The organism is Collinsella sp. AF25-2LB, from assembly GCF_003458415.1.
Taxonomy (GTDB): Bacteria; Actinomycetota; Coriobacteriia; order Coriobacteriales; family Coriobacteriaceae; genus Collinsella.
On the sequence record NZ_QRUF01000003.1, the window covers coordinates 159,488 to 170,386 of the forward strand.

Annotated in this window: 8 protein-coding genes; 7 read left to right on the top strand and 1 reads right to left on the bottom strand. The window is 63.5% G+C overall.

Features of this window, described 5'->3' with window-relative positions; translation table 11 throughout:
• Positions 1-129: 129 nt before the first annotated feature.
• The gene (locus DWY51_RS02755) at positions 130-2,346 is read right to left on the bottom strand and encodes an acyltransferase family protein (protein WP_117769776.1); all 2,217 of its coding nucleotides are present in this window, start codon (positions 2,344-2,346) and stop codon (positions 130-132) included.
• Between the two features lie 186 nt (positions 2,347-2,532).
• Here DWY51_RS02755 and DWY51_RS02760 point away from each other — a divergent pair, with 186 nt between their 5' ends.
• From DWY51_RS02760 to DWY51_RS02790, 7 genes are all read left to right on the top strand, one after another.
• Positions 2,533-3,528 carry a ribokinase gene (locus DWY51_RS02760; RefSeq protein WP_117769777.1) on the top strand — a complete coding sequence of 332 codons (996 nt, stop codon included), beginning with the start codon at positions 2,533-2,535 and terminating at the stop codon, positions 3,526-3,528.
• Between the two features lie 4 nt (positions 3,529-3,532).
• Complete coding sequence (locus tag DWY51_RS02765; protein WP_117769778.1) at positions 3,533-4,507, top strand: nucleoside hydrolase; 975 nt, start codon at positions 3,533-3,535, stop codon at positions 4,505-4,507.
• Positions 4,508-4,710: 203 nt separating this feature from the next.
• Positions 4,711-5,721, top strand: coding sequence for a LacI family DNA-binding transcriptional regulator (locus DWY51_RS02770; RefSeq protein WP_117769779.1), 1,011 nt, complete (start codon positions 4,711-4,713; stop codon positions 5,719-5,721).
• Positions 5,722-5,978: 257 nt separating this feature from the next.
• On the top strand, positions 5,979-7,379 hold the full coding sequence (locus tag DWY51_RS02775; RefSeq protein ID WP_117769780.1) for an L-fucose/L-arabinose isomerase family protein: 1,401 nt from the start codon (positions 5,979-5,981) through the stop codon (positions 7,377-7,379).
• 2 nt (positions 7,380-7,381) lie between these two features.
• Positions 7,382-8,218 carry a transketolase gene (locus DWY51_RS02780; RefSeq protein ID WP_197736868.1) on the top strand — a complete coding sequence of 279 codons (837 nt, stop codon included), beginning with the start codon at positions 7,382-7,384 and terminating at the stop codon, positions 8,216-8,218.
• On the top strand, positions 8,211-9,152 hold the full coding sequence (locus tag DWY51_RS02785; protein ID WP_117769781.1) for a transketolase family protein: 942 nt from the start codon (positions 8,211-8,213) through the stop codon (positions 9,150-9,152). Before DWY51_RS02780 ends, DWY51_RS02785 begins: the two co-directional genes overlap by 8 nt.
• A gap of 142 nt (positions 9,153-9,294) precedes the next feature.
• Positions 9,295-10,785, top strand: a complete 1,491-nt coding sequence (locus tag DWY51_RS02790; RefSeq protein WP_117769782.1) for a glycerol kinase GlpK — start codon at positions 9,295-9,297, stop codon at positions 10,783-10,785.
• Positions 10,786-10,899 lie beyond the last annotated feature (114 nt).

Genomic DNA, 10,899 nt, shown 5'->3' on the forward strand with positions numbered 1-10,899 from the left:
AGGAGGGCGTTCCTCGGCTGTGTCAGGAGTGTCCCTGGGTGCCGGCACATAAGGAACGTCCCTAACTGTCGGAGGGGGTGCCTGCCGTGGCGGGCACCCCCTCCGGATGTGGGAAGTTTGCGCTGCAGGTTACTTGTCGGTGCCCAGCTTGTGCGGCTTGAGAGCGAGCGCATTGACGAGCGCGTCGGTGGCAGACTTGACGGCCGCCGGCTGCGGATCGTTGACGTGATCCTCGGGATGCACGGGCAGGTCCTTCTTGACTGCATCGTGGATCAAGTTGAGGTACTCAGTCACGCCAGTGGTCGACAGGTGCGTGCCATCGCCATCGAACAGGTCGTTGCGATTGGCACTGTATCCGTACCAGTCGATAACGCGCACGTTCTTGTAGCGCGTAGCAGCGTTGGCGATGGCCTGGTTGGTAGAGCCAACCCACGGCTGCGGGCTGCGCGTGTTCACAAACACCACAATACGCTTATCTCCTGCATCGGTCATGATGGCGTCGATCTGGTCGTCGGTTACCAAGCCGTTGGTGCCCAGTGCAAAGACCACGATCTTGCCGGCAAGGTTCTGTTGGAGATAGCCCTCAAATGTCGCGCGGCCCGCATCAAACTGGCGGCCCTTTTCGGCATCGATATGGCTGTGCGGGAACACGCCGTCAAAGGAATCAACGGCGCGCAGCGACACGGAGTCACCGATCATCAACAGGTCGTAGGAGCCATCGGGGAAGCCGTCGTTGTCCTTGTCGGTGTCGTCGGCCGCCTGTTGGTCTGTGGGCGCGGTGTTTTTGGCTTCCTTGTTGAGGACTTCGGCGCCCTCACCGCTCAGCGCAGACGTCTCGGGCACAAAGATCAGGCCGCCCAGTGCAACGACCAACACGACAGCGCAGGCTGCGCAGACAGGGACGTGCGCGCGCACCCAGTTGGCGGGCGCGGTGGTGCCGTCGCGGAACTCGGATACGGTGCGCCCAAAGGCGCCCTTTCTAAACGGCGTCTCGATAAAGCGATATGAACATTCGGCTACGGCGACCACCAACAACACCTGCAAAATGTACTGCCACCACGGCGTATCGTTGATGTTGGCGACCGGGTTCATGAGCAACAGTAGCGGATAGTGCCACAGGTAGATGCTGTACGAGCGCTTGCCAACCCACACGAGCGGCTCGGCGGACAGTGCGCGGGCAACCATTCCCTGGGGCTGCACGCAGGCCGCGATGACCATGAGCGTGAGGATGGAGCATAGCAGCGTGCCGCCGCGATACTGGAACGCGGTGTAGCCGTTGGTGAGCGCGACCATGGCGGCAAGGCCAACCAGACCCACGACGCCCAACACATCGATGGATGCGGGCGAGGACCAAAAGCGCACGAGGGCGCTCGGCTGTGCCGGGACGGTCTCGGCTGCGTTGTCGGCCTTCTCGCCAGGCTTGCCCTCGGCGTTCTTGCCGTGCTTGGCGGCGCCAGCCAGGCGATTGAGCCCCAAACGATGAGCGAGACGCACCGGCGCCAGGTCGCGATTGGGGATAAAGGCCATCCAGGCGCCCAGCAGCAGCGAGAAGACGCGGGTGTCGGTGCCGTAGTACACGCGGCTGGGGTCGGCGGCAGGGTTGTAGAGCACCATCATGGCAAGGGCGGATACCGCTGCGAGTCCCAGGACCACACGGCGCGTGTTGGGTTTGCTCACATGCATGGACACCATGGCAAACAGCAGCGGTGGCCAAACCAGGTAGAATTGTTCCTCGATGGCGAGCGACCAAAAGTGCGTAAGCGGCGAGGGGTCGCCCAGGGCGTTGAAGTACGAAACGTCCTGCATAATCTGCCACCAGTTGTTAAAGAACAGCAGCGACGGCAGAATGTCGGGACGCATCTTGGTGAGCATCACGTGGTTGAAGACGGTGCACAGCGCACAGGTTACAACCACAACGGTCACCACGGCGGGGACCAGGCGACGGATGCGGCGGATCCAGAAGCTCTTGAGGTCGATGCGGCCGGTCTTTGATACTTCGTTGATGAGCAGGCGCGTGATCAGGTAGCCCGAGAGCACAAAGAAAATCGTGACTCCAAGCAAGCCGCCCTGCGCCCAGGTGAGGTTGAGGTGATAGAGCACCACCGCGACGACGGCAAGCGTGCGCAGGCCGTCAAGGGCAGGGATGTAGCGGGACTTGGGGCGAGCAGGCGTCTGCTCCGCGGCGGGAGTGTTGGCGCGGCCCGCGTTGTTGGCAGAAGCGCGATGGAGGCTCGCGGTGCGTCGCGGCTCGTTGGCACGGCGTTCGCCCTTCACGCGTTCGTGCGGCGCCGGCTCGTTGCCCGTGCGGCGTCGACCGCGCGAGCCCGATTGCGAGAATTGTTCCATAAAACATCATCCAATGACGAGAATAATCAGCACGTATTCATTGTAGCTGCCTGCCCCTGTGAATGCTTGCTGCTGGCGCAAGCTCAAGCGCGCGTCCACATCAAAGTGAACTAAAGTTATAGAGGCGTGAGAGCGCACGATCGACGACCGGCAGCGGGTGCAGAGCCCGCGGACGAGGAGGTTTCCATGGCAGATTGCGGCATCGTCGCGGTGTTCGGCAGCATGAACATGGACCTTTCGGTGGCGTGCGAGCGCATGCCGCGTGCGGGCGAGACGGTCGATGGCAGCGGTTTTATCACCAACGCCGGCGGTAAGGGAGCCAATCAGGCCGTTGCCGCTGCGCGCATGGGTGCGCGCACGTGCATGATCGGCGCTGTTGGGCGCGATACCTTTGGCGATGCGCTCGTGGCAGGGCTCCAGGATGCCGGCGTGGGCGTTGAGTTCGTGGCGCGTCGCGATGACGTGGAGACCGGTACCGCGACTATCATTCGCTGCGAGAGCGACAACCGCATCGTGCTGTCGCCGGGCGCCAACCATGCGCTTGCGGGCGAGGACGTTGCCCGCGCACTGAGGCGCTTGGTGGCCGACGAGCTCGACGGCGATGCCAGCGAGATTGCCCCGGCTGCCGGAAGCGTCTTTATTGCCCAGGGCGAATGTGACCTTGCAGCGACGGCCGAGGCGCTTGCTTGCGCTCACGAGCTGGGGTTCTATACGATCTTTAACCCGGCGCCCGCCTGCGACCTGCCGGCAGGAGCGTGGCCTGCGGTCGACTTGGTCTGCCCCAACGAGACCGAGTGCCAGATGCTGACGGGCATTCTGCCCACAGATGATGCGAGTTGCGTCGCCGCGCTCAATGCGCTGCTCGACAAGGGCGCCGGGGCTGCGGTCATCACGTTGGGCGGCGCCGGCTCGGTTACGCTCGGCGATGGCGGTGAGCCGCTGCGCATGCCGGCGCTTTCGAGCGCGGTGGTCGATACGACGGCCGCGGGCGATACGTTTATCGGCGCGTTGGCGGCGGCTCGTCTGGAGGGCCTGCCGCTCTTTGAGTGCATGGCCGCGGGTACTCGCGCCTCGGCGGTGACGGTGTCGCGCCTGGGCGCTCAGCAATCAATTCCCACGCGTGCGGAAGTCGAGCACAAGTTTGATTTAGACGGTTTGAATGTAGACGGAGAAGCGGAGTAGAACAATGGCAACCAAGAAGCTGATCCTTGATCTGGATATGGGTGTGGACGATGCGATGGCGCTCGCCTATGCCATCGCGAGCCCCGAGGTGGAGCTCGTCGGCATCACCACGTGCTTTGGCAACGTGCGCGTCGAGCAGTCAGCGCACAACTGCTTGGCGGTGCTCGACCTGTTGGGTCGTCCCGAGGTGCCGGTGTACCTGGGCGCCGATCGTCCCATGAAGGCGACCGAACCCTACACGCCGCCGGCGTCCACCACGCTTATCCACGGCAAGAACGGTATTGGCGGCGCAAGCGTGCCCGCCTCGCCGTACGAGCCAGTGGGCGCGACGTCGGCCGATGGCAATGCGGCGGTCGATTACCTGATTGATGCCGCGCGTACCTATGGTCCCGATCTGGTCTACGTTGCGACCGGCCCGCTCACCAATCTGGCGCTTGCCCTGGAGCGCGATGCGGCGGCGATGATGTCCATCGGCCGCGTGGTCGTGATGGGCGGTGCGCTTACCGTGCCCGGCAACGTGAGCGCGGGCGCCGAGGCCAACATGGCGGGCGACCCCGAGGCTGCCGACGCCGTGTTGCGCTCGGGCCGCAAGCTCACCATGGTGGGACTGGACGTGACGCATCGCGTGGTGCTCACGCGCCGCGACGTTGCCGGCTGGACAGGCTCGGGCACCATGGCGGGCTGCGCATTTGCGAGCATGGTCGAGCACTACATTGGCTCGTACGAGATGAACGCGCCCTACCTGGGCGGCTGTGCGCTGCACGATCCTCTGGCCGTTGCCGTGGCGATCGATCCCACGCTCGTGGGCGCGCTCGGCTGCAATCTGCGCGTCGACCTGCTGGGCGAGTACCGCGGCCGCACCATCTGCGACGAGCACCGCCTGTCCGATCCGGATAAGAGCGCGCTCGTGGCGCTCACCGTGGACGCCCCACGTTTCCTCGCGGAGTTTAAGGCACGCATGGCTCGCATCCTTGGCTAAACGGTTTCTGTGCCCCGTTCCAGATTAGCTACCGAGTAAATACGCCCGTTGGGGGAATAGTCGCGTCGCTTCGCTTGACAACAGGCTAAACTAGCTATTAAACATTTACTATTCTGTTTAGATTGAATTTGCGGTCGTTTAGTTGTCGAGTCACGGGGCGGTCAGGCCACGATGCTCGACAGCGGCCGTTGCTAGGGGGAACAATGGCTAAAGCAAGTGTTCGCGAGATCAGCCGCATTACCGGTTTTTCGCCTGCGACCGTGTCCAACGCGCTCAACCGCAAGCGCAGCGTGAGCGAGGAGACCGCCAAGGTCATCCTGGAGTGCGCGCAGTCGCTCGGCTATCAGCAGTCGACGCAACTCGAGAGCATCCAGTTTGTGCTCGCGCGCAAGACGGGCGCCATCCTGGACGAGAGCACCTTCCATCCCGCGGTTATTGAGGGCGTGGAGCGCCAGGCGCGTCGCCACGGCATGAGCACGAGCTTTGTCTCGCTCGACTTTAGCGACCTGGACGCCGTGCGTCCGCAGGTCGAGGGCCTGATCGCCGATCCGTCCGCCGCCATCGTGCTGATGGGCACCGAGCTGGGCGAAGAAGACTACGCCCTGTTCGCTAACGCCGCTGCCCACCTGATCGTGCTCGATGGCTGGAGCGACCGCCAGTACTTCGATGCCGTAGTCATTGCCAATACCGATTCGGTGCTGCGCGCCGTGGACTACCTTATCGAGAAGGGTCACAGGCAAATCGGCTATCTGGCAGGCGATCTTCGTATCCGCAACTTTAAGGATCGCGAGCGCGGCTATCGCCAAGCACTTGAGGATGCGGGCCTCGAGGCAAACCCGGCATGGCGCGTCACGCTGGGCACCACGCTCGAAGGTGCCTATCGCGATATGGGTGCATGGCTCGACAGCGTCTCACGCGACGACCTGCCGACGGCTTTCTTTGCCGAGAACGACGTGCTCGCCGTGGGTGCCATGCGCGCGTTCAACGAGCACGGCATTCGCGTGCCCGAGGATGTCTCGATCATCGGCTTTGACGACCTATCTCTGGGCGCCTTCTCCAACCCGCCACTCACCACGGTGCATGTTCCCAAACACGAGGTGGGCGAGATCGCGGTGCGCCGTCTGGTGGGTAACATCCGCAATCCCAAGAGCTATACCTGCAAAACGGCCGTGTCGACCTATTTTGTCGAGCGCCAGAGCGTGCGCGAAATCTAGGCGGAGACGGCATTGCCTGCAGCGTGCCAAAGCTCGCTAGGGCAGTTAACATAGTGCCATTCAGAAGAGGGTCCTTCGGGGCCCTCTTTTTGTTGCCCTTGTATGTTCAGATTGTTTACATACCGTTTAGGCTGATTTCTCTACCGTTTACGAGACCTTCGCGCTAAACTTTTAAACAAAAGAGTAAAACATTTAGTAAACAGAACAAAACGAAACACACATCTGTTTACTGAACATGTGATAAGGGGAGGACGTACATGGATAAGATCAAGCTCGGCTTTGTACCCACGCGCCGCAGCATCTTTAGCGCGCCGGACGCGATCAAGTATCGCGGCCTGACGGCTGATCGTCTGCGCGAGATCGGCGTCGACATCGTGGATATCGACGACATCAACGACGAGGGCCTGCTGTTCGACGACAGCCATATCGCGCCTATCGTCGAGAAGTTCCGCGCCGAGGGCGTCGACGGCATCATGCTGTGCCACGCCAACTTTGGTACCGAGTATGTCTGCGCCCGCCTTGCGCGCGAGCTCGGCTTGCCCGTGCTGCTGTGGGGCCCGCGCGACGAGCGCCCCGAGCCCGACGGCACTCGTCTGCGCGACAGCCAGTGCGGTCTGTTCGCGACCGGCAAGGTCCTGCGTCGCTTCCAGGTTCCCTTCACCTACATGACCAACTGCCGTCTGACCGATCCCGAGTTCGAGCGCGGTGTCTGGGACTTTTTGGCCGTGTGCAACGTGGTCAAGACTTTCAAGCACACCCGCATCCTGCAGATGGCCACTCGCCCGTTCGACTTCTGGTCCACCATGTGCAACGAGGGCGAGCTGCTCGAGAAGTTCAACATTCAGCTTTCGCCCATCCCCATGACCGAGCTTGTCCAGGCCGTGCGCGACGCCCAGGCCGACGAGCAGGCCATGGCAGCCATGCTCGCCCACATTGGTGACAGCTTTGAGATCTGCATTCCCGAGGACAAGGTCCCCGCGGTCGCCGGTCTTGCTATCGCCATGAAGCGCTTGGTCGAGAAGTATGGCTGCAACGCCGGTGCCATTCAGTGCTGGAACGCTCTGCAGGACGAGCTGGGCATTATGCCCTGCGCTGCCAACGCCATCCTCAACGAGATGGGCATTCCTATCGTATGCGAGACCGATATCCACGGCGCCATCACCGCGCTGATGGTCGAGGCCGCCGACCTGGGCCGTCACCGCGGCATGTTTGCCGACTGGACCGTGCGTCATCCCGACAACGAGAACGGCGAGCTGCTGCAGCACTGCGGCCCCTGGCCCTGCAGCTGCGCGGCCGTCAAGCCCAAGCTCACTTACCCGCTGGCTTTCGATCACCCCGGCGCGCTGACGGCCGAGGCCAAGCACGGCGACCTCACCCTTGCCCGCTTTGACGGCGACAACGGCGAGTACTCGCTGCTGCTGGGCAACGCCCGCGGCATCGACGGCCCGGCCGGCATGGGCACCTACCTGTGGGTCGAGGTCGAAAACCTCAAGCGCCTCGAGGCCAAGATCGTCGAGGGTCCCTACATCCACCACTGTGTCGCCATCCACGCCAACGTGGTGCCGGTGCTCTACGAGGCGTGCAAGTACATCGGCATTGTCCCCGACCTGTACGATCCCATCGAAGAAGACGTCAAAGCCTACCTGCGAGGAGAGTAGAAATGGCAACTATCGAAGAGCTTGAGTCCCTGCGTTGGGACCTTCGCCGCGATTGCGTCGATATCATCATGGCTGGCGCCGGCGGCCATATCGGCGGCGACATGTCGGTGATCGATGCCCTCATGACCCTCTACGCCAACCATCTCAACATTTCGCCCGAGACCGTCGACGATCCCAACCGCGATCGCTTCGTGCTCTCCAAGGGCCACGCAATGGAGGCCTACTATGCGGTGCTCTGCCACGAGGGCTATCTGGACCTCGATGACGTCAAGGCCCGCTTCTCCAAGTTCGGCAGCCCCTACATCGGTCACCCCAACAACAAGCTCAAGGGCATCGAGATGAACTCGGGCTCGTTGGGTCACGGCCTGCCCGTGGCCGTGGGCATGGCGCTTGCCGGCAAGATGGACGGCCGCGACTACCGCGTCTACACCATCATGGGCGACGGCGAGCTTGCCGAGGGCTCGGTCTGGGAGGGCGCCATGAGCGGCGGCAACTACCAGCTCGATAACCTGTGCGCGCTCGTGGACCGCAACCGCCTGCAGATCAGCGGTAGCACCGAGGACGTCATGAAGCAGGATTCGCAGGAGGAGCGCTGGGCTGCCTTCGGTTGGAACGTGCTGTCCATTCCGGGCAACGACGTCCAGGCCATCGACGCCGCGCTGACGCTGGCCGCCGAGACCAAGGGTAAGCCCACGGTCATCATCCTCAACACGGTGAAGGGCTACGGCTCGCCGGTTATGGAGGACAAGGCCGCCTGGCATCATCACCTGCCCAACGATGAGGAATATGCCCAGATCATCGCCGATTTCGCTGCCCATAAGGAGGCTATCAATGGCTAACAAGATCGCCAACCGCAAGGCTATCTGCGACACGCTGCTCGAGGCCGCCGCAACCGATAAAGACATCGTCGTCCTGTGCTCCGACTCCCGCGGCTCTGCATCGCTCACGCCGTTCTTTGACCAGTATCCCCAGCAGTCCGTTGAGGTCGGCATTGCCGAGCAGGACCTGGTGAGCATCGCCGCCGGCATGGCCTCGTGCGGCAAGAAGGCCTGGGCCGCCTCGCCGGCGTCCTTTGTGACCACGCGCTCGTATGAGCAGTGCAAGGTCGACGTTTCGTACTCCAACACCAACGTCAAGCTCATCGGCATCTCGGGCGGCGTGTCCTACGGCGCCTTAGGCATGAGCCATCACTCCGCGCAGGATATCGCCGCCATGAGCGCGATTCCCAACATGCGCGTGTATCTGCCGAGCGATCGCTTCCAGACCGCCGAGCTCGTGCGTGCCCTGGTCGCCGACAACAAGCCGGCCTACATCCGCGTGGGCCGCAACCCGGTGGAGGACGTGTACACTGAGGACGAGTGCCCGTTCCAGATGGATCGCGCCACCTGGGTGCGCCGCGGCACCGATGTGACGATCGTCGCTACCGGTGAGATGGTCCGCCACGCCGTGGACGCCGCCGATCTGCTGGCCGAGCAGGGCATCTCGGCGACGGTGCTCGATATGTACTGCGTCAAACCGCTCGATGCCGAGGCCGTGATCGAGGCCGCCGGTGCCACGCGCGCCGTCGTGACCGTCGAGGAGCACAGTCCCTTCGGCGGCCTGGGTTCCATGGTCGCGCAGGTCGTGGGTGAGCACTGCCCGCGTCCGGTCAAGTGCCTCTCCCTGCCCGATGCGCCGGTCATCACCGGCACGAGCCCCGAGGTCTTCGCGCACTACGGCCTGACGGGCGAGGGAATCGCCAAGACGGTCGCCGAGGTCCTTCCCGCAGAGTAATTGGTGCATCGGGGACAGGTTTGCACCAATCCTTTTAGGTTGAATTCTGAGCAGGCCGGCTGCGCTCTCATGAGCCGGTCGGCCACTCGCTCCTTGTCCGTCGGGTTTTAGTTTTGAATCGACGGGGGAGACAGGAGAGTACATGAGCAAATACATCATCGGAATCGATCAGTCCACACAGGGTACTAAGGCGCTGCTGGTGGACGAGGGCGGCCATCTGATCCATCGCGCCGACCGCTCACATCGCCAGATTGTCAACGAGGCCGGCTGGGTGAGCCACGACCCGGCCGAGATCGCCGCCAACGTGCTGGCTGTGGCACGCACCGTGGTGGAGGAGACCGGGGTCGATCCGGCAGACATCGCCGGCGTTGGCATTTCCAACCAGCGCGAGACCACCGTTGCCTGGAGCCGCACGACGGGCGAGCCGCTGTGCGATGCCGTGGTGTGGCAGTGCGCCCGCGCCCGCGAGCTGTGCGACGAGCTGGCTGCGCGCGAAGGCGTGGCCGAGCTGGTGCGTGACACGACGGGTCTGGTGCTCTCGCCCTACTATCCGGCGGGCAAGATGGCCTGGATCCTCGCGAACGTTCCCGCGGCTGCCGAGGCCGCGGCGGCGGGCGAGCTGTGCCTGGGCACCATCGATGCCTGGGTGGTCTGGACGCTCACGGGCGGCGCGGAGTTCCGCTGCGACTGGTCCAATGCCAGCCGCACGCAGCTTTTTGACCTGCGCCGTGGCTGCTGGAGCGAGCCGGTGTGCGAGGCCTTTGGTGTCAATCCGGCGTGCCTGCCGCAGGTGACCGATTCCGATGGCCTGTTCGGTACAACGGACCTGGGCGGCTTTTTGCCGGCGCCCGTGCCCATCCACGGCGTGCTCGGCGACAGCCATGCCGCCTTGTTTGCCCAGGGCTGCCATAGCCGCGGCATGGCCAAGGCGACCTATGGCACCGGCAGCTCGGTCATGATGAACGTCGGCGACGAGTTTGTCGCCAGCTCGCACGGGCTTTCGAGCTCGCTTGCGTGGCGTATGGACGGTGTGACCGAGTATGTTCTCGAGGGCAACGTGAGCTACGCCGGCGCCGTCAAGACGTGGCTGCGCGACGACCTGGAGCTCATCAACAATCCCGAGGAAGTCACCGACCTGTGCTACGCCGCCAATCCGGCGAGCCGCGTCTACTTTGTGCCGGCGTTCACTGGCCTGGGCGCGCCGCACTGGGCGAGCGATGCCGAGGGCTGCGTCTTTGGCATGACGCGCACCACGGGCCGTGCGGAGTTCGTAAAGGCCGCCGACGAGTCGATCGCCTATCAGATCTTCGACGTGATCGATGCGATGGTCGAGGATTCGGGCGCGGCACTGGCCGAGCTTCGTGTTGACGGCGGTCCCACGCGCGACGCGTACCTGATGCAGTTTGAGAGCGACCTGGTCGGCTCGCCCATCCGCATTGCGAGCAACGACGAGATGAGCGGCCTGGGTGCGGCCTGGGCCTGCGGCATTGCGCTGGACATGTACACGCGCGATGTCGTCGACGTCTACGGCGCCCGCGGCATCGTGGAGCCGTCGATGCCCGCCGACGAGCGAGCCAAAAAGATCGCCGGCTGGCGCCATGCTGTCGACGCGACTATCGCCTACACTGCCTAGGCGGCTGCGCGGCGCCCAAGGATTTTTCTGGGACGGGGATTAAAAACTCATTGATCCCCGTCCTTGGCAGCTCATTGAACTGCCTCCCATTTCTTGGACACAAGAAATGGGAGG

What these genes read in the sequence shown, in the direction of transcription:
- DWY51_RS02760 (WP_117769777.1), top strand. Translation starts at nt 2,533, where the DNA reads ATGGCAGATTGCGGCATCGTCGCGGTGTTCGGCAGCATGAACATGGAC.
- DWY51_RS02770 (WP_117769779.1), top strand. Translation starts at nt 4,711, where the DNA reads ATGGCTAAAGCAAGTGTTCGCGAGATCAGCCGCATTACCGGTTTTTCG.
- DWY51_RS02785 (WP_117769781.1), top strand. Translation starts at nt 8,211, where the DNA reads ATGGCTAACAAGATCGCCAACCGCAAGGCTATCTGCGACACGCTGCTC.
- DWY51_RS02780 (WP_197736868.1), top strand. Translation starts at nt 7,382, where the DNA reads ATGGCAACTATCGAAGAGCTTGAGTCCCTGCGTTGGGACCTTCGCCGC.
- DWY51_RS02790 (WP_117769782.1), top strand. Translation starts at nt 9,295, where the DNA reads ATGAGCAAATACATCATCGGAATCGATCAGTCCACACAGGGTACTAAG.
- DWY51_RS02755 (WP_117769776.1), bottom strand. Translation starts at nt 2,346, where the DNA reads ATGGAACAATTCTCGCAATCGGGCTCGCGCGGTCGACGCCGCACGGGC.
- DWY51_RS02765 (WP_117769778.1), top strand. Translation starts at nt 3,533, where the DNA reads ATGGCAACCAAGAAGCTGATCCTTGATCTGGATATGGGTGTGGACGAT.
- DWY51_RS02775 (WP_117769780.1), top strand. Translation starts at nt 5,979, where the DNA reads ATGGATAAGATCAAGCTCGGCTTTGTACCCACGCGCCGCAGCATCTTT.